General features: G+C 55.3%; 18 protein-coding genes. 10 read left to right on the forward strand and 8 right to left on the reverse strand.

Translation table 11 applies throughout. The features are described from left to right. Positions 1-241 precede the first annotated feature (241 nt). The 3 genes from cphA (R6H26_RS17860) to cphA (R6H26_RS17870) all read left to right on the forward strand — a co-directional run bounded on the left by cphA (R6H26_RS17860) (position 242) and on the right by cphA (R6H26_RS17870) (position 7,138). A complete protein-coding gene (cphA, locus tag R6H26_RS17860; RefSeq protein WP_404784266.1) occupies positions 242-3,169 on the forward strand; it encodes a cyanophycin synthetase in 2,928 nt (975 codons plus the stop codon). A 178-nt stretch (positions 3,170-3,347) separates the two neighbouring features. Continuing rightward, positions 3,348-4,157: a cyanophycinase gene (locus R6H26_RS17865; RefSeq protein ID WP_404784267.1), complete on the forward strand. Its 810-nt coding sequence runs from the start codon at positions 3,348-3,350 to the stop codon at positions 4,155-4,157. Positions 4,158-4,417: 260 nt separating this feature from the next. Then, positions 4,418-7,138 carry a cyanophycin synthetase gene (gene cphA, locus R6H26_RS17870; protein ID WP_404784268.1) on the forward strand — a complete coding sequence of 907 codons (2,721 nt, stop codon included), beginning with the start codon at positions 4,418-4,420 and terminating at the stop codon, positions 7,136-7,138. A 339-nt stretch (positions 7,139-7,477) separates the two neighbouring features. Here cphA (R6H26_RS17870) and mraY read toward each other — a convergent pair whose 3' ends face one another. Together mraY and R6H26_RS17880 are read right to left on the reverse strand one after the other, a co-directional pair. Further along, positions 7,478-8,587 carry a phospho-N-acetylmuramoyl-pentapeptide-transferase gene (mraY, locus tag R6H26_RS17875; RefSeq protein WP_404791366.1) on the reverse strand — a complete coding sequence of 370 codons (1,110 nt, stop codon included), beginning with the start codon at positions 8,585-8,587 and terminating at the stop codon, positions 7,478-7,480. Positions 8,588-8,602: 15 nt separating this feature from the next. Further along, positions 8,603-8,833: a DUF3134 family protein gene (locus R6H26_RS17880; protein ID WP_404784270.1), complete on the reverse strand. Its 231-nt coding sequence runs from the start codon at positions 8,831-8,833 to the stop codon at positions 8,603-8,605. 191 nt (positions 8,834-9,024) lie between these two features. On the opposite strand from R6H26_RS17880, the gene R6H26_RS17885 reads away from it, so the two are divergent. Beyond that, a complete protein-coding gene (locus tag R6H26_RS17885) occupies positions 9,025-9,675 on the forward strand; it encodes a PAP/fibrillin family protein (RefSeq protein ID WP_404784272.1) in 651 nt (216 codons plus the stop codon). A gap of 5 nt (positions 9,676-9,680) precedes the next feature. Next, positions 9,681-10,763 (forward strand): glycosyl transferase, encoded by a 1,083-nt coding sequence (locus R6H26_RS17890; RefSeq protein ID WP_404784274.1) that lies wholly within the window; start codon positions 9,681-9,683, stop codon positions 10,761-10,763. Positions 10,764-10,822: 59 nt separating this feature from the next. On the opposite strand, the gene R6H26_RS17895 is transcribed toward R6H26_RS17890, so the two are convergent. The 3 genes from R6H26_RS17895 to R6H26_RS17905 form a co-directional block, all read right to left on the reverse strand. Next, a complete protein-coding gene (locus R6H26_RS17895) occupies positions 10,823-12,220 on the reverse strand; it encodes a hypothetical protein (protein ID WP_404784275.1) in 1,398 nt (465 codons plus the stop codon). A 299-nt stretch (positions 12,221-12,519) separates the two neighbouring features. Then, positions 12,520-12,924, reverse strand: a complete 405-nt coding sequence (locus R6H26_RS17900; protein WP_404784277.1) for a hypothetical protein — start codon at positions 12,922-12,924, stop codon at positions 12,520-12,522. A gap of 149 nt (positions 12,925-13,073) precedes the next feature. Next, complete coding sequence (locus R6H26_RS17905) at positions 13,074-13,862, reverse strand: ABC transporter ATP-binding protein (RefSeq protein WP_404784279.1); 789 nt, start codon at positions 13,860-13,862, stop codon at positions 13,074-13,076. A gap of 275 nt (positions 13,863-14,137) precedes the next feature. Between R6H26_RS17905 and R6H26_RS17910 the strand changes: the two genes are divergently transcribed. Continuing rightward, positions 14,138-14,776, forward strand: a complete 639-nt coding sequence (locus R6H26_RS17910; RefSeq protein ID WP_404784281.1) for a tetratricopeptide repeat protein — start codon at positions 14,138-14,140, stop codon at positions 14,774-14,776. Here R6H26_RS17910 and R6H26_RS17915 read toward each other — a convergent pair. Both R6H26_RS17915 and pdhA read right to left on the reverse strand, forming a co-directional pair. Beyond that, positions 14,773-15,192 (reverse strand): NUDIX domain-containing protein, encoded by a 420-nt coding sequence (locus R6H26_RS17915; protein WP_404784283.1) that lies wholly within the window; start codon positions 15,190-15,192, stop codon positions 14,773-14,775. The two genes, R6H26_RS17910 and R6H26_RS17915, sit on opposite strands and share 4 nt — an antisense overlap. A 20-nt stretch (positions 15,193-15,212) precedes the next feature. Then, positions 15,213-16,241 carry a pyruvate dehydrogenase (acetyl-transferring) E1 component subunit alpha gene (pdhA, locus tag R6H26_RS17920; protein WP_404784284.1) on the reverse strand — a complete coding sequence of 343 codons (1,029 nt, stop codon included), beginning with the start codon at positions 16,239-16,241 and terminating at the stop codon, positions 15,213-15,215. A gap of 299 nt (positions 16,242-16,540) precedes the next feature. On the opposite strand from pdhA, the gene R6H26_RS17925 reads away from it, so the two are divergent. From R6H26_RS17925 to R6H26_RS17940, 4 genes are read left to right on the forward strand one after another with little or no spacing between them, the layout of a single operon-like run. Continuing rightward, positions 16,541-18,733, forward strand: a complete 2,193-nt coding sequence (locus tag R6H26_RS17925; RefSeq protein WP_404784286.1) for an IMS domain-containing protein — start codon at positions 16,541-16,543, stop codon at positions 18,731-18,733. After that, complete coding sequence (gene lpxD / locus R6H26_RS17930; protein ID WP_404784288.1) at positions 18,703-19,776, forward strand: UDP-3-O-(3-hydroxymyristoyl)glucosamine N-acyltransferase; 1,074 nt, start codon at positions 18,703-18,705, stop codon at positions 19,774-19,776. The genes R6H26_RS17925 and lpxD overlap by 31 nt, the downstream gene beginning before the upstream one ends. Positions 19,777-19,794: 18 nt before the next feature. Beyond that, on the forward strand, positions 19,795-20,913 hold the full coding sequence (locus R6H26_RS17935; protein WP_404784289.1) for a phosphotransferase enzyme family protein: 1,119 nt from the start codon (positions 19,795-19,797) through the stop codon (positions 20,911-20,913). Then, positions 20,910-21,449, forward strand: a complete 540-nt coding sequence (locus R6H26_RS17940) for a DOMON-like domain-containing protein (protein ID WP_404784291.1) — start codon at positions 20,910-20,912, stop codon at positions 21,447-21,449. The genes R6H26_RS17935 and R6H26_RS17940 overlap by 4 nt, the downstream gene beginning before the upstream one ends. Here R6H26_RS17940 and R6H26_RS17945 read toward each other — a convergent pair. Beyond that, the gene (locus tag R6H26_RS17945; RefSeq protein ID WP_404784293.1) at positions 21,433-24,063 is read right to left on the reverse strand and encodes an EAL domain-containing protein; all 2,631 of its coding nucleotides are present in this window, start codon (positions 24,061-24,063) and stop codon (positions 21,433-21,435) included. The genes R6H26_RS17940 and R6H26_RS17945 overlap by 17 nt on opposite strands. Positions 24,064-24,163 lie beyond the last annotated feature (100 nt).

Consider the following 24,163-nt stretch of genomic DNA (forward strand, 5'->3'; position numbering starts at 1 on the left):
GACTCGAAACCCAACTCCTCTGCTCTTTCAGCGCGGCCACACGCAGAAAAGGGGAGAATCTCAATTCCCTTTGAGCCCATTGCGATGGGTGAAAAAATTGAGATTGTATTAGCTGTTATATTCAACGCTTGCAACAACCGGATAAACTGACCCACAACAGCCTCATCCAACCCGGACTGATGAGTCGCAATACTCAAAAGCAAAGTGCAGCTAGCAGCAAGTCTAGTAGAGGCAAACAATCGTGAAAATTCTTCAAACCAAAACGCTTCGCGGACCAAACTACTGGAGCATTCACCGGACAAAGCTCGTTCTCGTGCGTCTGGATGTGGAAGACCTGGCCGATAGACGCTCGAATACCCTTCCCGGCTTCTACGAGGGCCTCGCTAAGACTTTACCCAGCCTCAGAGCGCACATTTGTACGCCCGGTTGTCGGGGCGGGTTCCTGGATCGAGTCCGGGAGGGCACCACGATGGGACATATCCTGGAGCGCGTGGCGCTAGAACTGCAAACCTTGGCTGGAATGCCCGTGGAGTTCGGTCGCGCCTGCGAAACGGCAACAACTGGCGTCTATCAGGTGGTGGTTGAGTATCAAAATGAGGCGGCAGGGCGCTATGCGACAAGAGCGGCGCTCCGCTTATGTCGGAGTATTGTCGAGACAGGAACCTATCCCAGAGGCGAACTGGAAAAAGATTTAGACGATCTGGCCCGCCTCAAGTCTGAAGCCTCCCTAGGCGCGAGCACTGAAGCATTGGTGCGCGAGGCGGAAGCCCTCGGAATTCCTTGGATGCATCTAGAAACCTGCGACCTGTTTCAGTTGGGCTACGGCAAATTTCAAAAACGGATTCAGGCTTCGCTGACCTCCCACAGTAACGTTCTGGGGGTGGAACTCGTTTCCCATAAGGAACGGACTAAAAAGATCTTGCGCGACATGGGAGTGCCAGTCCCTTTGGGCGAAGTAATCTACGCCTTCCGAGAGTTAGAAGATGCGATTCATCGACTGGGGGGCTATCCGATTGTCATTAAGCCCTTGGATGGCAACCACGGTCGGGGTATTACGATCGATATTCAGTCTTGGAAGCAGGCGCAAGTCGCCTACGATCGCGCTAAAGATGTCTCTAGGGGAGTCATCGTAGAGCACTTCTACCAGGGCCGAGATCACCGCATCTTGGTGGTCAACCATAAAGTGGTGGCGGTCGCGGAGCGAGTCCCCGCCCACGTCGTCGGGAACGGACGATCGCCGATTTGGGCGTTGGTAGAACGAGAAAACCAAGATTCTCGTCGCGGCGAAGGGCACGACAACGTGCTGACCCACATTCAACTGGACGATGCCACCGATGAAATGCTGGCCCGTCAAGGCTACACCCTCGATACCGTTTTGCCTTCAGGTCAAACCTGCTACCTGCGGGCGACCGCCAATCTGAGTACGGGCGGGATTGCCATCGATCGCACCGACGAAATTCATCCCGATACCGTTTGGCTGGCGGAACGGATTTCCCGCATTGTGGACTTGGATGTCATCGGTATTGATGCGATCGCGACGGATATCTCGAAACCGCTACAGGAGGGGGGTGGCACGATCGTAGAGGTCAACGCGGCACCGGGGTTGCGGATGCACGTGTCTCCCAGTCAAGGGATGGGGCGTAACGTGGCGGCGCCCATTCTCCAAATGCTGTTTCCCCCCGGAACGCCGACGCGGATTCCGATTGTGGCCATTGCTGGCACGAATGGCACAGCAACTCCAACGCCGCTGATCGCCCACATGTTTGCTCAGGTTTACGAGGCGGTGGGCTTTACCACCGCCGATGGCACTTATATCGAAAATCGCGGCGGACCGAGCGTTCGCCTCCTAGAACGGAGCGATGCCGCCAATCCCCAACGCGCCCGGATGATTTTGCAAGATCCGACCGTCGAGATTGCGGTCTTAGAAACAGCACCGGATGAGATTTTGAACTCGGGGTTAGCGTTTCAAGACTGCAATGTGGGCGCGATCTTAAATGTGGCGGCGGATCGGCTGGGGGCTAACGATCGCGCTACCGCCAACCCAATGGCAAGGACGAACGCGGCGATCGCCAAAATGGTTCGTGCGGACGGCTATGCCGTCCTCAATGCCGACGACGAGCGCGTTGTCGCGATGGCCGGGCAGGTGATGGGGAAGGTTGCCTATTTTTCTATGGATGCGGACAATCCCTTAGTGCGATCGCACGTTCTGCAAGGCGGCATTGCCGCAGTCTACGAAAAAGGACACCTTTCGATCTTGCAGCAAGATTGGGTTCACCCGATCGAGCGCGCAGAGAGAATCTCGATGGCTTTGGGAGGGTGCGCGCCTTTGACGATCGCCAACGCGCTAGCGGCTAGCCTGACTGCCTTCGTTCTGGGGGTAAAGGTAGAACAGATTCGAACGGCTCTGCACAGTTTCTCAGCTTCGGTTTGGCAGGCTCCGAGACAGATGCCAGGACAAATGGAATTGTTCGACCTCGATCGCTACAATTTCGACCCGCTCAAATCGCATCTGGATTTCAAAGACGAGCAGGTGGATTTCAAAGACGAGCAGGTCGAGATCCGAGGTGAGCTGGACCTTCAGCCTGCATCGCTAAGATCGAGCGCGCTTGACGCGTCGGCGATCGCCCCTCGGAACGGGCTGCCGCACCAAAACCAAGATCGGGCGATCGGGCAGGAGCGTCCGCTGAAAGAGCAGGTGTTAGGGGGAAGGTCGTATTCCGACGTTGAAGGCTACCCAACCCGGCAATTCATTCGCGATCGAAATTATTCTGAGACCCAGACGGAATTGAAAGATCGCCCCCCTGAAGTCGCGACCATCGCTACTACTCCGACCGAGAATAAACCACTCGATGCTCCAACGTTCGAGGCAAACCATACCGAGTCCCCCACGCAGGAAAGGTTCACAGCACGGGCAGCCGATCGAGGTACCCCAGTCAAAAACTGGGCTGAGGCACGAGGACCGGGTTTCAAGCAAACGGCCCTCAACAGATTGCGCGAGACTGCCACACAGGTATTCGACATCGGGGAAATTATCGCAACCGTCGCGCTCGCATTCGGCAGCGTCGCGGCAGAGATGGCCCTTCAGAAAGGCAAAGAACTGGGAGCGATCGCCTGGGGTAGATGGATTGAAGCCAAGAGCGTCCAACAACCCGTCAATCGGAATTGCTAGAACAGCTCAAAGCTCTTTAGTGCCCGCCGACAAGCAATGCCGCCTTTAGGTACAGTTCCTTCAGGCAAAATCTGGCGTTTGAAGCCCATTAAACTTGGGCTTTGCGACGCACAGTGATATTATGCAGCTCTTAGGGGTATTTTATGATTGAAGGAGAACCTCTCCTAGCTCAAAGTCTATGGCAATTTCAACCCATTATCCAGTAATGGTGATTGGTGGAGCAGAAGATAAGGTCAACGGGTCCAGTATATTGACCGCTTTCTTTCAAAGTGCTGGCGGGTCGCTGGCTTCAATCGGCATCATACCCTGCGCTTCGCAAGAACCCAGCGTCGTTGGCGATCGCTACTACCAAATCTTCACGAAAATGGGCGCTCGGGAAGTTCAAATCCTCGATATCCGCCAGCCCAAAGAGTGCGACGAGGAGAATTGGCTGAATGTTTTGAGCGGCTGCACCGGGATCTTTATGACCGGTGGCGATCAGTTGCGCCTTTGCGATTTAATGGGCGGTAGCGAGTTTATCGAATCTGTCAAAACAAGGGTACGGCTGGGCAATCTCGTATTGGCAGGAACCAGCGCTGGCGCTGCGATCGTGGGTGAAAAGATGATTGCAGGCGGAAGCAGCGGCGAATCCCCCAATCAACTTTTGGTCGATTTGACGGAGGGTTTGGGCATTTTCCCAGAACTGCTGGTCGACCAACATTTTCACAATCGCAATCGCATGGCCCGGTTGATGAGCGCGATCGCCGCCCATCCAGACAAGCTGGGCATTGGTATCGATGAGGATACCTGTGCGGCGTTTGACGGGGATGGAACGTTTGAAGTGCTCGGGAAAGGAACTATTACCATTATCGATCCGGGCGGTTTGACCCATACGAACTACCCGATAGTGAAAGAACTCTCTCCCCTCAGCCTGCACAACCTTACCGTTCACGTCCTGAGTCAGGGCGATCGCTACAACTACCAACGCCGAATTGTTTTGGTATCCTGAGGAACGAGCAGGGGCCAGACAACCCTAACGATGGCTGGGAGCAGCTTGAAGCCATTGATGGAATGTAGCAGCTAATACAGAATTGGAGATTCAATTTGAAATTAAGTAAAGGTGAATCCCCCCAGCGCCTCGATGCAAGATTTGCAAATTTGGATGGATCCCCAGGCTGAGCTTTTTCGAGCTGAGTTGAAAGGTCGATATTGCATCCCACAGATTGTCCTCAAAGTTATGCGGAATTAGCAGAGATCGTCTCTAACGCCATGAAAATACTCCAAACCCAGACGCTTCGCGGTCCAAACTACTGGAGCATTCGTCGAACAAAGCTCATTCTCGTGCGATTGGATTTGGAAGACTTGGCCGATAGACCTTCGGATACCCTTCCCGGCTTCTACGAGGGCCTCGTTGGAGTATTGCCCAGCCTCGAAGAACATTTTTGCTCGCCTGGCTGTCGGGGCGGGTTCCTGAGCCGAGTGCGAGAAGGGACCATGATGGGACATATCCTGGAGCACGTGGCGCTCGAGCTGCAAACCTTGGCCGATATGGAAGTGGGGTTTGGACGCACTCGCGAGACGGCTACCCCCGGGATCTATCAGGTTGTCATCGAGTATCAAAACGAGGCGGCAGGGCGCTATGCCGTCAGAGCGGCGCTGCGGCTTTGCCAGAGCGTTGTCGAGACGGGGACCTATCCCAAGGACGAACTGGCCAAAGATTTGGGCGACTTGGAGCGGTTGCGCGCCGAAGCCGCCTTGGGTGCCAGCACTGAAGCGCTGGTGCGGGAGGCGGAAAACCTCGGGATTCCGTGGATGCAGCTAGAGACCTGCGATTTGTTGCAATTGGGCTACGGCAAATATCAAAAGCGAGTTCAGGCGGCGCTGACCTCCCACAGCAACGTTCTGGGGGTGGAGCTGGCTTGCAATAAGGAAAACACCAAAAATATCTTGGCCCATCTCGGGGTTCCGGTCCCCCTAGGTAGAACGATCTACTCGTTTAGCGAGTTAGAAGACACGATTGAGGATTTAGGCGGCTATCCGATCGTGATTAAGCCCTTAGATGGCAACCACGGTCGGGGCATTACGATCGATATTCAGTCTTGGGAGAGCGCGGAAGTGGCTTACGATCGCGCCCGCGAAGTATCCAATGGCGTTATCGTGGAGCATTTCTACCAGGGCCGAGATCACCGCATTTTGGTGGTCAACCATAAAGTGGTGGCGGTCGCGGAGCGAGTCCCCGCCCATGTGGTCGGGAATGGCGTCGAGACGATCGCCGACTTGGTAGAGCGAGAAAACCAAGATTTCCGGCGCGGCGAGGGGCACGACAACGTGCTGACCCACATTCAACTGGACGATGCCACCGATGAAATGCTGGCCCGTCAAGGCTACACCCTCGATACCGTTTTGCCTTCAGGTCAAACCTGCTACCTGCGGGCGACCGCCAATCTGAGCACGGGCGGGATCGCCATCGATCGCACCGACGAAATTCATCCCGATACCGTTTGGCTGGCGGAACGGGTCTCTCGCATTATCGATCTAGATGTGGCGGGCATTGATGTCATCACGACGGATATCTCGAAACCGCTGCAGGAGGCGGATGGCACGATCGTAGAGGTCAACGCGGCACCAGGGTTGCGGATGCACGTGTCTCCCAGTCAAGGGATGGGGCGTAACGTAGCGGCACCCATTCTCCATATGCTGTTTCCCCCCGGAACGCCAAATCGGGTTCCCATCGTAGCGGTGACGGGAACCAACGGTAAAACGACTACCACTCGTCTGATCGCCCATATATTCGGTCAGGTTTACGAGGCGGTGGGTTTCACCACCACCGATGGCATTTATATTGGCGATCGCCTCATTGAAAAGGGGGACACCACGGGACCGCAAAGCGCCCAGCTCATCCTGCAAGATCCGACGGTCGAGGTTGCGGTTTTGGAGACGGCGCGGGGCGGCATTTTGCGTTCGGGTCTGGCATTCCAGCACTGCGATGTGGGCGTGGTCTTAAACGTAGCAGCGGATCATTTAGGCTTGGGCGACATCGACACGATCGACCAAATGGCAAAGGTCAAAGCGGTTATCGCGGAGGCGGTTAGCCCGGACGGCTATGCCGTCCTCAATGCCGATGACGAGCGCGTCGCGGCGATGGCCGAGCGCGTCCCTGGGAAGGTTGCCTACTTTTCCATGGACGCGGACAATCCCTCGGTGCGATCGCACGTTCGGCGAGGCGGTATTGCCGCTGTTTGCGAGCAGGGCTACCTGGTCATTTTGCAACAAGATTGGGTGCATCGCATCGAGAAAGTGGAACGGATTCCGCTGACGCTGGGCGGGCTGGCTCCCTTTATGATTGCCAATGCCCTCGCGGCCAGTCTGGCCGCCTTCGTCCAAGGGGTAAAAATCGAGCAGATCCGAGCCGCCCTGCGGACGTTCCGCGCTTCGGCCCAGCAGACGCCGGGGCGGATGAATTTGTTCAAGCTCGGCCACTATCACGCCTTGGTGGACTACGCGCACAATCCGGCTGGCTACGCTGCCGTGGGCAGTTTTGTAAAAAATTGGTCTGGGCCTGCCATTGGGGTCGTGGGAGGGCCGGGCGATCGCCGCGACGAGGATTTGATCGAGTTGGGAATGCTGTCGGCTTCGTTCTTCGAGCAGATTATCGTCAAGGAAGATGACGACAATCGGGGTCGTCCCCGCGGCAACGCAGCGGAATTAATCGTCCGAGGAATTCAGTCCGCTGCGGACAATGGCGCTCCAGTCGCTCATACGATTCAGTTGGAGGAAGCCGCAGCGATCGAATGGGCATTGGATAACGCACCGGAGAATGCGTTGGTGGTCATTTTCCCCGATAGCGTGAGTCGGGCGATTTCGCTCATCATGGCCCGCAATCCAATTCTGGATGATACAGAAGCTGCACTGTCTCCAGACTTAAAATCCGAGAATTGGCCGCTGTTTGCGACCACTACAAGCAGTAACGGCAGACAAAACATTGGGTAGCTCGAGGAGATGGGTCAATACTGTTTGGATAAGAAGCAAAGACATTGCACCCGCCCACGTTCGGCTGAGCTCACCGTCGAAGCCTCACGTCGAAGCCTAAATCCCCCAATTCTGGGGGACTTTGAGTTAGAACCCCCCAGAATAAAGCCCGGTAGGGCTATAAGAAAGGGGGGCTGGGGGGCGAATGCAGGGATGAATAGACTTAACCGAACAGTATTGAGAGATGGATTGATGCTTTTTTGACCCACAAGAACGCAGACAATGCAGGTAATGTCCCCATCTGATGGTCGAACTAGGCTTTGATTCAACGGCTAATCCCATTGATTCTACACAAAGATTTTAAGCAAACTGGCTGAGATTGAGGGCCAGCAGCGCCAGCGCGATTGCAATTCCATAAAACGTTGCAACCACGCGGGATTCCGGCCATCCCGACTGCTCGAAATGGTGATGAATGGGAGCCATCTTAAACAGTCGCTTGCCAATCCCGTCCGGTCCTTTCGTCGCTTTGTAATAACCAACCTGGGCGATCACAGACAGCGACTCCGCCAAAAACAAGCCGCTCACCATCAGCAATACCCAGAGCGAGTTACTAATCAGGCCCACTGCTGCCAGCGCGCCACCCAAAGCCAAAGAACCCGTATCGCCCATGAAAACTTTTGCCGGGTGATGGTTGTGGGCCAGAAATCCCATACAGCTTCCGCTCATACAGGCGCAGAATAAAGTCAGCCCCGGCCAATCTGGCGCGACGATTTGGCCCAGACCGAAGAAGGCGATCGCCGTCGTACCTGCTGCCAACCCGTCCATGCCGTCGGTCAAGTTCACCGCGTTGCTTTCTGCCGCCACGACAAAGACAGCCAAAAACAAAAATAAAATGCCAATCGGCACTGCCAGCCCAAAGGGAAGGACCAAGGTTGAAATATCGGGCCTTGTCAGCAGCAGCCAAAGGGCAAATAAACCGCCCGCCCCAAACTCGATCGCCAAGCGAACCCTTGCGGACAGTCCCTTATTCGACTTTTTGCGCAGTACCTGCCAGTCGTCCAGCCAGCCCACAAAGCCGAGCGCCGCAGTCAGCAACGCCGCTGCCGTCACTTCAAGCCCTTGAATCCCCGCCATCCAAGCCCAAGCTACACCCAGCACCAGGGATGCGGGGACGAAGAAAATTCCCCCCATGGTGGGCGTCCCCGCCTTCTTGAGGTGACTTTGGGGTCCGTCTTCGCGAATCACCTGCCCCGCCTTCAGGCGTCTCAGCCAGGGCACAGCCCAATACCCCAGAGCGCTCGCAAGCCCAGCGCTCGCAACAAAGGGCAGCGTAAAGCAGCTCAAAGGCTGACTCCATCGATTTGCCGCGATATCTGAGAGCATTGCGCTGACGAGCAATCCAGCCAGAAGCAGCACGTACAGTCGTTTGCCAGACCAAAAATCGATCTGCGCGGGAGAGGGACTTTCGATCAAAATAAGGTCCCCTTAGTCTTCCGGTTCGTCATCTGAATCGTCGTCGTAGTCTATATCGTCGGTGCCGAGCAGCGCGCCGCTCAGCTCGTCGTCTTCTTCAAGCAGACTGGGATCGATGGGGATATCCCGTTCCATCAAGCGACCCGTACCCTCCAACCAGCTCAGGATAGAGGCGTCGGAACTCGACTTCAAAATTGAAGCGTGTTGCTCTCGCGGCTGCGATCGCAAAGAAGGGTTATTCATAACTGCGGTTGTACTTCGAAGAAATGACCGATACCATCTTACTGGAATCTCTACCGAACTGGTGCAGATCGAGCGGACGCAGATCCGCGTTCGGCCCTTTGCCGATAAAGCTAGACCGACGGTACGGAACCCGAAGTGCGATCGGATAGAATAACGACAATTTAGACAACTTTCCAATTTAAAATTGGCGAATGCGCGATATCGTCATCGAACCAACTGCCATCAAAAATTTCCTTAAATTGGGTGTCTCCATGATTGGCAAAACAGAGCTGCTCGAACAAATTTCCGGCGTAAATCGGGGTCTCTTGACCAGCGAGAACGATCGGATTGCAATTAATGCGACGATCGCTCAACTCGAAGATCGCAACCCGACTCCCCGTCCAGTGGAAGCTGCAGAGTTACTCCAAGGCAACTGGCGACTGCTCTATACCACGAGCGCTGAATTATTGGGGTTGGGACGCTTCCCCCTGGTGCAGCTCGGGCAAATCTACCAGTGCATTCGGATTCGCGAGGCCAAGCTTTATAATATTGCCGAGGTTCAGGGCATTCCGTATTTGGAAGGGCTGGTGACGGTTAGCGCCCAATTTGCACCCATCACCGAAAAGCGGGTTCAAGTTCAGTTTCAGCGATCCATTGTGGGGTTGCAGCGGGTTCTCGGCTACCAATCGCCTTCCCCATGGATCGAGCAAATCAATGTTCAGCCTAAATTGAAGGCGATCGACTTCGAGATCGACCCCCAGCGGACGCCGGGCTGGCTGGACACGACCTATTTAGACTCGGATCTGCGCATCGGGCGCGGTAACGGGGGCAGCTTATTTGTACTCACCAAAACGCCGGGGTAAACAGAATGGGCCGTCCAAGCTTGTATGTTGCCATTACAAATCATGGCTTCGGTCACGTCACCCGTACTGCTTCGGTCTTAGCAGAGCTGCAGCACCGCTGTCCCGAGTTGCACCTCATTGTGGCGACGACGGCTCCCCGCTGGCTGCTAGAGGCTTACCTGTCGGCAGATTTTATCCATCGCCCTCGCCAGTTAGATATTGGCGTCATTCAGAGCGATAGCTTGACCCTAGATCCAATCGCCACGCTTTTGGCCTTGGAGGAACTTAAAGCCAATGCGTCTGAGCTGATCGATGCAGAATCGCGCTTTATTCGCGCGCAAGGGGTGCAGCTCGTCCTCGCCGATATTCCGCCGTTGGCCGCGCCAATTGCCAAAGCGGCAGGAGTCCCTTGCTGGATGATGGGCAATTTTGGCTGGGATTTGATTTACCAGCAGTGGGGAGAAAAATTCGACGAGATGACGCAGTGGATTCAAGGCTGTTTTGCCGACTGCGATCGCCTTTTTCGCTTGCCTTTCCACGCACCTATGCCGGGATTCCCGGTCGTCGAAGACATTGGCCTCACGGGGGGGCAACCCCGCTTCTCTGCCGAAGCGATCCGCACCAAGTTGAACCTGACCGTGCCGAAAGAGCGAGTGGTATTGCTCACCTTTGGCGGTTTGGGACTCAACTATATCCCCTATCACCATCTCGAATATTTCCCGGACTGGCAGTTCATCACCTTCGATACGAAAGCGCCGACCCACTGGACCAACCTCATTAAGGTCAACGGTAAAGCCTATCGCCCCATCGATTTGATGCCTGCCTGCGGTCTGATGGTGAGCAAACCGGGCTACGGGACTTTTGCCGAAGGGTGTCGCGTTGGAATCCCCATTGTCTCCTTACCGCGTGCCAACTTTGCAGAGGCCCAGTATCTCCTAGCCGGACTGCAGCAATATTGCTTCCATCAAATTTTGGGGGTGGGAGAATTTACCGCATCGAGCTGGGAGTTTTTGAACCGTCCCATGAATCCGCCCCAGTCTGCAGAGCGCCTCAGAACGGACGGCAACGAGGCGATTGCCCGGAAAATTGTGTCGTTTTTCGGCTATTGAATGTCCCTCGCATCGAGCCAGGGGCGCGAGACCTCGCACCCCCATAACGCGCGGATGGTTTAGCCGAACAGCCAGCCCAACAGCCGAGAAAACAATCCTTTTTTTTGTTGGGCTTGCAATTGCCGGAAGTCTTCTTGAAGCGCCTCATGCACCGTCCATTCCACCTTGGACTCGGCTACAGTCTGCCACTCGCTCAGATCCCGCTGGAGCTGGTGGACGTCTTGCCTGAGCTCTCCAATGAGTGCTGTTTTGTCCGCAATGCTCTGTTCTAGAGCCTCGTATTTGGCTGGTTCTATCTTTTGGGCGGCGATCGCAGTCGTTTCTTGGAGCTGCTGTTCTAGCCGCTGCACGATCTGCTGAAGCTCTTGAGCCTTTGCCGTTTGGGTGTCGAGCTGCTGCTGAAGCTGGACGCGCTCCTGCGGGTCGAGCGCCGATTCGGCTCTGTCTTGCCAGTCTTTTGCTCGCGCTTCAGCCTGGGCCAACCTCGCCTCTAACGGCTGAATCCGACCCAACTGGGCTTCTAACTGCTGAATTTGGCGGTTCAGTTCCTCCTGTCGGTCGGCGTGAAGTTGGGGATCGATCTTGGCTGCTGCCATGCTTTGCAACGCAACAATTTGTTCTTCTTTCGCTGCCACCAAGCTCTGCAACGACACGATTTGTTCTTCCTTAACCGCCGCAATGCTTTGCAATGACATGACCCGGTCCTCGAAGCTCGTGACCTGACGCTCCAGATCGTAGATTTGGGTTGCCTGCAGCGCGATCTGGCTTTGGAGTTCGTTTTGACGAGCCTCTGCCTCGATCGTTTTTGCATCAGATGCCATTTGTAACGCCTCGATCTCTGCGATTAGACCACCCGCCCGATCGCGCAATTCCGCCAGTTCTGCTTCTAAAGGACGGGCCAGTGGAACGGCATCGGCGATCGCGGGCGGATCCTTGCGGTCCGTCGTGCCAATTTCAGGCAGTTCGGAGGGAGGTGACGGCTCAGTTGGAGGAGAGAAGGCGCTCAGCAGCGATCGCTCGACAGCAGCTTGAAGGTTTGGATCGATGGCTTGCAAGCGGTAAGCGTCTAGAGGAATGGCCGTAACGGGTTCCAAAGAACCGATCTCTGAATGGTTCGATACATCCAATAACCGATAGAGATTGCCGGACTCATCGGCGTAATAGGTGCTGGCAGCCGTTGCGTAATAGCCGGGGTCTAAGTTGCGTTCTTCTTGAAGGAAGAGTTCAAACTGGGACAAAACTTGCTTGACAGTCTCGCATTCGGACCGAGTGCCCCAAAAAATTCGCCCGCAACCGAATTCATCCCATCGCTCCGATTCAATGTCTGGCAGTCCGGCGTTGCGAATAGCCGCTCCAACTTCTGCCATGGGTGTGGTTTCTGCCTCTGGCTGCCCACCCATTCCGTCGCTGTTCGACTCGAAATCAAAGCCGATGGCGAAAGCGTACTGTTCGGACATAGAAACTCCTCAGTTCAAAAAATTGTAGGTTTTCGATCGGCCATTCCGATTGAGGGCGTCCGATTGAGGGTGTCTAAATGCTAACGCCTCAATGCATGAAAGTAACGCCAATCGGGGCAACTTGCCAAGGCGGTCAGTGTATTAATTTAGGACGGGCCGTCTGCGGTTCCGTCGAGGCGTGTGAGATGGAAGGGACATGCAATATTTCAAGCTTAAAGCCAGTCTAACCAGTTTAATTTTAGAACGATCCTATTGCGGTATGGCTCACTACGGTTACTCGATAAGAACGCGTTCGAGCTTCAGCGCCAGTACCGTTTTCCCCTCCAGAAAACCCCTACGATCGTGCCGAGGATGTGGATGTAGTGGATTTCAACCAGACTCAGCCCCGCGATGTCGAGATGCTGAAAAAGCCACAAGCCGACCAACAGGCACAGCACTAAAGCCCACAGGGTAGAGCTGTAAATCGAGCTGCCGCGCTCGAATCGCTCCAAGAAAAAGACTCCCAGACTTCCAACCGCCAGCCCCGCACAAGCATAAATGAGCGTAAAGCCCGACCGAGTCAGCAAAAGCCCGATCAGGGCGGAGTGACTGTCCAGGCGATTGACTGCACTACCGGCGATCGCGTCAGCGATTTTGACCGCAACGACCCCCAGCAGCGAGGCTAAGAAAAGCGATCGCCACGGCAAGTATTTAAGAGAATTCACAGGTCGCTATCCTCGTTCAACGTCAGGTAGATTCCCCCTAGAGCATCGGACACGATCGAAGGCAGGATGGGCTCCAGCCGATCCGCTTCTGCCTTCCACCTTTAGGACTTTACCCTAAGACATGAACCGTGAAGGAACCCGAACGATCGTCAAATCTGTCGGCCCAAAGCTTCCATGGGACCCTCCACGCTACCGCTCAAAAACTGGTGAAGGTAAGGGTTATCCGATCGATCTAAATCGCCTGCGGAGCCTTCCCAGCAAACTTTTCCCTGATACAGCAATATCAATCGCCGTCCCGTGCGGCGAATGGTGCTGTGCTGGTGGCTGACGATCGCATAGGTTTCGCAGCCCGAGGTTTTTTGGAGTCGCACGATTAAATCTTCGATCACCGTTGAAGCAATGGGGTCGAGTCCTGCAGTCGGCTCGTCGTACAACAGGATTTGAGGGTCGTCAGCCGCATCTTCAGGATCGTCCAAGACAGCTCTGGCAAAGCTGACCCGCTTGCGCATCCCGCCGGACAGTTCCGCTGGATAGAGGTTTGAAATCCCCGGCAACCCAACCAACTCCAGCTTTTCTTCTACCAACTCTCGAATGCGACGGCGCGGCAACCTCGAATGCTGATAGAGGTAAAATCCAACGTTCTCTGCCACAGTCAAGGAGTCGAATAAAGCGGCCTGCTGAAACACCATGCCCATGCGGACTGGACGCTTGGGATCGTCAATGGCCGATTGACTGAGCTGTCCGTTGAGATAGACCTCTCCCGAATCTGGAGCCAGCAAGCCCGCCATAATGCGCAGGAGAGAAGACTTTCCCGTACCGGAGGGGCCTAGAATCGTCAGGGAGTCGCCAGGATAGATCTTCAGATCGACCCCATCCAGGACAATACTGTCTCCAAATCGCTTCGAGATTCCCTTAAGTTCGATCAGCGGTGTTGTCATGGCATAGGTGAGATTGGCGAGAAAAGCGCCGAAATCGGCTCAATTAAATCATGTTTCGAAAAAGGCGTTATTGCAAATCTAGCAGAGTACCATTGAAGTGGGTTGATTAGAAATAGCAATCGGAGCCAACCTAAAAATCAGAACTTCATATCTTTTTGCGGTTTAATGGCAAGCTCTTGTGACCTGGATCGCACCGTCCTTGAGAGACCTATGAAATGCTGAAAGCAGGGTTGTCTTAGCGTTTAAGTTTAACCTCCGTTTTGTGAGGAATAGCCATGATGAATCGAATATTAGCGAGATTGGGCAGCGCGGTCGTGCTGAGCGGCGTATTAGCGATCTTGAGCGGACGCGGAGCGGCCCAGGCGATTCCAGCGGGTCTAAAGATAGCCAGCATTAACGCTCGAGATTACGCGGAACTGCTGCGGGTCGTGCCGAAGACGGCTGAAGATTACTACAACCAAGGTCTGGCGCTCCACGGACGCGGTCAGTTCGCGGCGGCCATTGAAAAATTGAGCCGAGCGGTGGAGTTAGAGCCGGATAATGCCGATTTCTATTTCAGTCGCGGTCTGGCCTATGCCGATTTAGGCGATCAGAAACTTGCCATTCAAGACTACGGTCAGGCGATCGCCCTAGACGGTCAGCTAGCCTCTGCTTACTACAACCGAGGGAGAGCCTGGTTTGCCCTGCGGCAGCCCGATGCGGCGATCGCCGATTTCTCCGAAGCGCTCGCCGTCGATTCCGGCTTCATCGCAGCCTACTACGGTCGCGGGATGGCCTACTACGACAAAGGGGATCTGAAAATGGCGCAGAGAGACTACGGGCAAGCAAAACGGCTCAACCCGCAGCTCGCTGAAGCGTTCTACGATAAAGGCTTTATCCGCCCGTTGGTGGGGGGCGATGCCAATTTCCGCTAAAGCAGGCTAGGACGGTTGCCAGTCAGGCGATAGCGACGGTAGTCTTCTAGAATTTGGCGGTGGTCAAAACAGAGGGGGGTCGGCAGGGCCGAGAGGTCGAACAATCCTACGGCCTTGGCATCGTCTGCTGCCTGGGGCGTTCCGGTGGCTGCGGCAATAAACACCACGCTGAGGGTATGGAGTCGCAGGTCTCGCTGGGGGTCTGAGTAAACGTAAAATTGCTCCAGGAGACGGACGTCGAGGCCCGTTTCCTCTGCCGCTTCGCGGACGGCAGCGGATTCTACCGTTTCGCCATAGTCTACAAATCCGCCTGGGAGCGCCCACCCGAACGGCTCGTTAAGGCGCTCGATCAGCACCACGCGATCGTTCAGCTCGATGATGATATCGACGGTCGGGACGGGATTGCGGTAGGCCATACAGTGTCTCGGAACGATGCCTACGCATCCGCAAAGATATAGCGGTGTAGCTCGCTCGGATCGGGTTCGGGGCTTTGTTCGGCAAACTCGACCGCATCGTCCACCAAGTCCTGGATCTTTCGATCGATGCCCCGCAGATCTTCCTCGCTGGCTAAATTTTGGCTCAACAGGTAGCGCTCGAACTGCTGGATCGGATCCCTTGCCAACCACTCGTCTTTTTCGTCCTTGGAGCGCAACTCATCGGGATCGGCCAAGGAGTGACCTCGGAAGCGATAGGTGAGGCACTCGATTAACGTGGGGCCTTCTCCGGCACGGGCGCGGGCCACGGCTTCCTGGGCGATCGCCCGGACCGCCAGCACGTCCATACCGTCCACTTCGTATCCCGGCATCCCAAAGACGCTGGCCTTTTGATAAATCTCAGTTTGAGACGAAGCCCGCTCGTGGGCCATCCCGATCGCCCACTTATTATTCTCCACGACGTAAAGAATCGGGAGTTTCCAAAGCGCTGCCATATTCAAACACTCGAAGAACTGACCGTTATTGGTGGTGCCATCCCCAAAGAAGGCTGCCGTCACTTGATCTGCAGTTTTGTCGCCCAACGCGTGACGGCGGTAGTGCGTCTGGAAAGCCGCTCCCGTCGCAATGGGAATCCCCTCGCCAATAAAAGCAAAGCCGCCCAGAACATTGTGCTCGGCGGAAAACATGTGCATCGAGCCGCCTCGACCCCGGCTGCACCCCGTTTCCTTGCCAAAGAGTTCCGCCATGACCTGCCGAGCGGGCACCCCCGCGCTGAGGGCGTGAACGTGGTCGCGGTAGGTGCTGCAGACGTAGTCATCGGAGCGCATGGCCCGAAGCACGCCCGTCGAGACGGCCTCTTGTCCGTTGTAAAGGTGGACGAAGCCAAACATTTTGCCGCGATAGTACATTTCGGCGCACTTGTCTTCAAATCCCCGACCCAGAACCATATCTTCATACAAGACAAGGCCCTCTTCGCGGGTGATTTGGGCGGGCGGGGCAGAGATTTTGGGGAGAACGCGATCTTGGACCATGAATTATCCTTCGTGGAATGCCTTACGGAATATGACGCAGAAACATCAACACAGTACTAAACAGTACTAAATGCCCTCGGATGGGGGACGCTTTGTAATTTTTATAAAAATTTCACACGCAAAAATAATAGATTTCAAGCTAACTTCTTATAGAGTATACGGTTGGTTCGGGCTTGCAGGTTATGATATTCCCAAATTGTTTTTTCGATCTGTCTCTGCTTTTGGTTTAGATTCAGACCTTATATAATGAGTCGCCTGCTGTTTATTCCTAGTATTGTTTGCTGCCAAGGACTTCAATTGTGCAAATTTCCTTAGACTTCTACAGAATTCTAGGTGTACCGACTCGGGCAACGCCCGACCAACTTCAGCAGGCGTTTGAAGATCGGTTGCAGCAGATGCCTCGGCAAGAATACTCTAGTGCCGCGATCGCCACCCGGAAGCAGCTCCTGGAAGAAGCCTTCGTCGTGCTTGCCGATCCCCAAAAGCGAGAAGCCTACGACAAAAAATGGTCGGAGCAAGAAGCCGCTTCCGAATCCGAAACTCCTCCAGATCTGATGCTGGACATTTCCGATGCAAAGCTATCGGGTGCGTTGCTCCTGCTGCAAGAGGTGGGGGCCTACCAGCAAATTTTAGATATTGGGGCGGCTTACCTCCAGCGACCGATCGACTTGAACAAGGTCCCGACTCGCGCGGGGGCGCTGGAGGACGATATCATCTTGGCGTTGGCGCTGGCGAACTTAGAACTCGGTCGCGAGCAATGGCAGCAAAGCCAATTTGAATCCGCTGGCGATTCGCTTCAGAAGGGATTGACCCTTCTCGAACAAGAACAGCGCTTTCCAGACGTGCAGGCCGAAATTAAAGGAGATCTCTACAAACTCAGGCCCTACCGCATTCTAGAGCTGCTCAACAATCCAGAATCCTCGGCGGAGTCGCGCGCTGAAGGGTTAGCGCTTTTGCAATCGATGTTAGACGATCGCGACGGTATCGATGGAAATCAGGACGACCAGTCCGGGTTGAGCGTCAATGACTTTTTACGGTTTATCCAGCAATTGCGGGAATATTTGACCGTGGAGGAACAGCAGACGCTGTTCGAACGAGAAGCGGCCCGTCCGTCGGCGGTGGCGTCCTACTTGGCCGTCTATGCCCTGATTGCCAGGAGCGTTTCCGAAGGGAAGCCCGAACTGGTGAAGCGAGCTAAGGCGCTGCTGGTTCAGTTGGGCGATCGCCAAGATATTGCAATCGAACAAGGCATGTGTTGGCTCTTGCTCGGTCAGCCGGAAGCCGCCCACCAGAGCGTTATCGCCAGCCAAGATCGAGAGTCTTTGAGCTTTATGCGCCAGTACTCTGAAGGCGCGCCAGACTTAATTCCAGGGCTTTACCTGTATACCGAAAATTGGTTGCAGCAGGAAGTCTATCCTTATTTTCGAGATCTCGCAGGTCGTTCGGTCTCCCTGCAGCACTATTTCAACGATCCGGCCATTCAGAGCGTTCTGAGCAGCATTGAGTCGGCAGACATCGGGAGCAGGCCTAAAACAGCCGCATCGGGAGCCGTTTCTCCCCCCGCAGCAGTTCCCTTTCCCGCTAAGCCCTCAGCGCCCAAGTACGACACGCCTCTAGAACCTTCCTACAGCGCTTTTGCTGGCGACGTCGAATTGGGGAGCGGGTCTTCTAGCAATCGCTCGCCATCCTCGGCCCAGCCGAAGAAAGGGCCGCGCAGTTCTGAAGCGCGGCAGCAACCCACTTCGACGAGAAACCAAAGCGCTCGTCGAACTGCATCGCCGCGCAGCAGGGACGATCGGGTGGCTGTAGGCAAAAGGCGTTTCGGTTGGCCTGTTTGGATCGTCACGTTTTTGCTGGGCCTTGGCTGTGTTGCAGGGGCCCTTGCCCTAGGGCGGTTGTTCGGTCCGAGGTCCGTCCCTAGCGGTGCTGAATCGCCGCAGCCATCGGCGGTTGCGTCAGAGACAGGACCCAACCCTACTACCAGTGCGAGTCCATCCTCAAATCCGGCAGGTTCGTCTAGTGCTTCAGGACTGCCCTCGACGGCCCCGACGACGCCCTCTTCAAGCGGCAGCCCCAAACCGCCGTCCCCTTCCCCTGTAACGAATCCAGACGTGCTCTCCAAACCTGAAGCAGATCGGCTGGTGAGGTCTTGGCAAGCCGCAAAGGCAGAAGCCATGGGCGAGCAGTACGCCGTCGCTAGCCTTCAGGCCGTTTTGGCAGAGCCCGTTCTCTCGGAATGGAAAAGTCGAGTCGATCGAAATAAGGCTGCGAACGGGTATTGGAAATACACCCTCGACCAGCTCGAAATTCAAAATGTCGAGTCCTTGGGCAAAGGTCGCTCGGCTATTAAAGCGCGAGTGAAAGAAACGGCTCAGTATTACGAGCGCGGCAAACTGGTTGCAGGTCAGTCGTACACGGATACCTATCCCGTGAAGTACACGGCAGTGCAAAAAGACCAGCAGTGGCGCATCCAGGAAATGCAGGTGTTGTGATTATCGGCTCCACAGACTTTAAAGGGTTGGTGCGCCAGCTCGGCCTCGCGGAGGGACAAACGAGTTTGGCCCGGAATCCTCACCTCAATCCAACGGTAACGGGGGTGGCAGCGATCGACCGAGCGCAGGAGGGCGCGGTTTCCTTTATTGAGAGTGCGGCCCTAGGGCATTGGGTGACGACGACCCAAGCCAGCGCGGTGATTTTGCCACCGCAGTCCGAGGAACTGTGCCGCATCGCAGACCAGCGCGGGATCGCTTGGATGGTTCTAGAGCGCCCGCGCCTGGGCTTTGCCCGCGTACTAGCGCTGTTTTATCGACCCTGGCAACCTGAGGCAGTCATCCACCCCACGGCAGTCATCGATCCGACTGCGACCCTAGGGGCTGGGGTAGCGATCGCCGCTCGCGTGACGATTCAGGCTGGGTGCGCGATTGGAGAAGGGGTCTGCATCCATCCCAATGTGGTCATCTATCCCGACGCGCGCATTGGCGATCGCACCGTTCTCCATGCCAATTGCACGATCCACGAGCGCGCGGTCATCGGGCAAGATTGCGTCATCCACAGCGGAGCCGTCATCGGTGCGGAAGGGTTTGGCTTCGTCCCAACCGAGACGGGCTGGTTTAAGATGCAGCAATCCGGTCGCGCCGTCCTCGAAGATGGGGTCGAAGTGGGATGCAATAGCGCAATAGATCGTCCTTCTGTAGGAGAGACGCGCGTGGGCAAAGGAACTAAAATCGACAACTTAGTCCAAGTCGCCCACGGCTGTCAGATCGGTCAGCACTGCGTTTTGGTCAGTCAAGTCGGGCTGGCGGGGGCCGTGCATTTGGGCGATCGCGTCACGATCGCGGGGCAGTCAGGCGTGGTCGAAAAGGTCAAGATCGGAGCGGGGTCGATCGTCACGGCCAAAACCGCCGTTTTTAAGGATGTCGCCGAGGGCCAAACGGTTTCCGGCATACCCGCCATGCCCAACAAGCTCTGGCTGCGAACCACCGTACTCCTGCGCCGCCTGCCCGAGCTGTTCCGCAAATCCGCGCCGCCCCAATAACCTCCCCTTTTTATCGCTATGATTTCCGAACCCGCTCTGGACCCTTTGGTTGCGATCGCCCGTCAGTTTTCGCCCCGCGCGGCCATCGATCGGCTTCAGCCCTTTGGCAACGGCAACATCAACGACACCTTTTTGGTCGCAACCGCCGCCGAGCGCGAAGGTCGATTTGTCCTTCAGCGGATTAACACCCAGGTCTTTCGCCAGCCCCAACTGGTGATGCAGAACATGCGCACCTTGACGGATCACGTGCGCAACCGCCTCGCCTGCGATCCGCTCAGTCCGGGTTGCCGCTGGCAGGTGCCAAAAGTGATCCTGACCGAAGAGGGCCAAGACCATTGGATTGACGAACAGGGGCAATTCTGGCGCGCGATCGGCTTTATTGAAGATTCCAAAACCTTTGACACCATTCAAGATTTGGACCACGCTCAGGAGATGGGTGCGGCCTTGGGGCGGTTTCACGATCTCGTGAGCGACCTCCCGCCGGATCGATTGGTCGATACCCTTGAAGGATTTCACATTACGCCAAGCTACCTTCAGGTCTATGATGGAGTACTGGCAACGCGAGGTAGCCTGCCGCAATCCCCCGAGGCAAACTATTGCCTGCAATTTGTCGGCGATCGCCGCGCTTTAGCGACCGTGCTCGAAAATGCCAAGGCCAAAGGCAAACTCCCCCTGCGCACCATGCACGGGGACCCAAAGGTCAACAACGTCATGTTCGACACGGCCACCCGCGCCGCCATCAGCATTATCGATCTCGATACGGTTAAGCCAGGTCTGGTTCACTACGACATTGGCGATTGCCTCCGCTCGGCCTGCAATCTCCTCGGAGAAGAAACCGAGCAGTGGGAAAGCGTGCAATTCGAGACCGATTTAGGCGAGGCGATCCTGCGGGGTTACTTGGCCCAGTCTGGCAGTTTTCTCACCGAAAACGACTACGACTACCTGTACGACGCGATCCGCCTCCTGGCCTTCGAGCTGGGCCTGCGCTTCTTTACCGATTATCTGGCAGGCAATGTTTACTTTAAGGTCAAACATCCAACCCACAACTTAGCGAGAGCGCTCGTCCAATTCAAGCTGGCCGAAAGCATCGAACTTCAAGCCCCGACCCTCCGCACCCTCCTTCAGGACCTGAGATGAACGACCAGATTTTTTCGCTCCAACCGTTTGGGAAAGACCCGACGCTCCCTAACTTAGAAGTCATTGGCACCATCGCTCGCCGCGATCCCTTTCTTCTCGTGCAATACACGCTGCTCGGCGAAATCGACCGGGTCATCGTCCCCGCGCCAAACAACAAACCGACCCGCAAAACCGAGCTGTGGGAGCAAACCTGTTTTGAGTTTTTCCTGAGCATCAGAAATTCCCCCGCCTATTGGGAATTCAATCTTTCTCCTACGGGAGATTGGAATATTTATCGCTTCGAGGACTACCGACAGGGCATGCAGGAAGAGACCGCCTATACGGAACTTCCCTTCAGCACCGAAACCGAAGCCGATGCGTTTTCCCTATCCCTCAGGTTAGATCTAGACGAAATTATTCCCGTGGGGCGGGTGTTGGATGTGGGCATCAGTGCCGTAACCGAGCTTGAGGGCGGCAAAATTACCCATTGGGCCTTGAAGCATCCCAGCACCCAAGCCGATTTCCACCGACGAGAAAGCTTTACCCTGAAACTATAGGGGTTTCTAGCAATAAATCGGGGGCGATCGCCCTAACGCCGCTTTTCAGTAAATTGCTGGCGGCGGCTTCATCGAGCGGCTTTGCAAAGAAATAACCCTGGGCGTATTCGCAGCCCATTTTTTGGAGTAATGCTGCCTGGGATAGGGTTTCTACGCCTTCAGCCACGACCTCCATCTTGAGATTGTGGGCTAGGTTGACGATGGTTCGCACGATTTCCAAACTGTCGTTCGATTCCATCTGACTGACAAACGAGCGATCGATCTTGAGCGTGTCGAGCGGGAAAGAATTTAGGTACTTGAGGGATGAATAGCCCGTCCCAAAGTCGTCGATTCCCAAACAAACGCCTAAGGTTTTGAGCGTGTTGAGCTGCTGGGCCACGAAAGCCTCGTGCTGCATGATCACCCCCTCGGTGATTTCAAGCTTGAGGCTGCCGTAGGCGAGTTCGGTTGCGCAAAGGACGTCGCGGATTTTGCCAACAAAATCGGGTTGAGCGAACTGCTTGCTCGAGACGTTGACGTGAATGGTCAGAGGAATTGCGGAGGGATATTGAATCTGCCACAGTCGCATTTGACGGCAGGCTTGTTGGAGCACCCAATCCCCTAGAGGAAGGATAAAACCAGTATCTTCCGCCAAGGGAATGAAGTCCGACGGCGGAACTAAACCTCGTTCTGGGTGCTGCCAGCGGATCAGGGCCTCGAATCCCGCAATGTTGCCTGTTGCAAACGACACGATCGGTTGGTAGACCAGGAAAAACTCCTGCCGTTCGATCGCCCGTCGCAGGTCGCTGTCCATTTGCAGCAGCGCTAAACTTCCGGTGTGAATATCGCCATTGACAATTTCATAGCGAGAAATTCCAGATCGCTTGGCGCGGTACATGGCGGCGTCCGCATCGCGCAAAATATCTTCGGGATTTTGGTAATGCGGACCGCTAATGGCGATGCCGATGCTGGCCCCGGTAAAAACTTCTTGTTGTTCGAGAAAAAAGCAGGTGGACATTTGCTGTTGAATCCGCTCCGCGATCGCCAGGGCATCATCGACGGATTCGATACTTTCGAGCAATATTACAAACTCGTCGCCCCCAAACCGCGCGACGATGTCGCGATCTCTGAGGCAGGTTGTAAGGCGTGCGGCAACCTGCAACAGCATTTCGTCTCCCAAGAGATGACCTAAGCTGTCGTTGACGACCTTAAATCGATCCAAGTCTAAAAACAGCACGCCATACCGAGCGCTCTCAGGCATCTGATTTCTCGCAAACGCCTGTTTGAGGCGCATCATGAATAAATGGCGATTGGGCAGTCCTGTCAGCGCATCTCGGAGCGAGTCTTCTAAGAGCTGCTGCTTGACGGAGTAGTAGTCTGTAATGTCCGTCAAGGAACCCGAAAGTCGATAGGGCGCTCCAGACTCGTTGCGTCGAGCTAATCCCCGACAGCGGAACCATCGGTACTCCCCCAATCGAGTCAGCAATCGGAACTCGGTTTGAAACTGTTTTGCCGCACCCGAAAGATGAAATGCTAATTGCTCTCGAACCGTCGGTTCGTCGTCTGGATGCAGGCGACCGAACCATTCCTCCGGGCGATCGCCGATGTCTGCTTCGTCGTAACCCAGCATGGCTTTCCACCGGAGCGAAAAGTAAATGCGGTCCGTACTCAAATTCCAGTCCCACAACCCGTCGTTGGCTCCCTCCGCTGCTGCTGCGTAGCGATCCTCGCTCTCGCTGAGGCGCTGTTCGGCTTGGATGCGTTGGGTGATATCGACGAGGTAGCTCCGCACGAGATTGCTTTCGATCAGGTAGTGAATGACCTGCTCGAAGATCGATTCGCCCACGCGAACCTCTCGCGCGAGGTGTTTTTGGGGGGTTTGCAACTCTAGAGACAGTAAATTTTGCAGCAGCGGGTGCTGGCGATCGTGCTTCAGGTCGGGGAACTGTTCGATAGCGGCAGGATTGAGATACGTAATTTGGCCGCTCAGATTGATTTCAAAGATGGGGTAGGGAATCAGTTCGATAAAGGAAGAGAGCCTGATCAGCGCTTGGTCTCCCAACATTTGCAATTCTTGACGGCGCAATTGTCGGTGCGCGTCACGATCGCGATCCTCAGGAGGGCGCAATGCGAAGCTGGTGGGATCGATATCGTTGCTGAAGGAAGCTAAATTGCAGTGATACCTGGCTTGAACTTCTGGGCCAATATGAATTACATCTTGGTCTTGGAGGTCGTGGGAGTGGCAGCGATTGCCATTGATCCAAAGTCCGTTGCGGCTGCGACTGCCCTGGAAATTGCCGTCGATAATGCGAAACGCATAGGTTTCGTGGGGAAGGCCATTCAGCCTGAGTAGAATGGCATGCTGGCCGGAGACCGTATTGTTGTTGATTACAATTGCATTGCCGACGTGTCGTCCGATCGAGTAGGTAGCAGCCTCTAGCGGAATGGTTTGGTTAATACCAGGCCCTTCAATGGTCAAATAATGATTTTCTGCAGGCGTGTTGGGGTAGAGAGTGCCGGAAAAGTCCAAGGATTCAAGCCCCGGATCGTTCAGGTGAGGTGGAACCTCAGACTTTTCAGTTGTAGCGTGATGCTTTAACTGCGGCTGCTTTTGACCGTTAAGGTTGTTTTGCATCGACTCCATCGCCTTTTCTGACTGTAGGAAACACTGCCAGTAGTAGGGCTTTAAGGGCTGTCTATTGGCGATGTACCTAGAGTGCCTTCTTTAGGCAGTA

Source organism: Altericista sp. CCNU0014 (assembly GCF_044923475.1).
GTDB lineage: Bacteria > Cyanobacteriota > Cyanobacteriia > Thermosynechococcales > Thermosynechococcaceae > JAAURS01.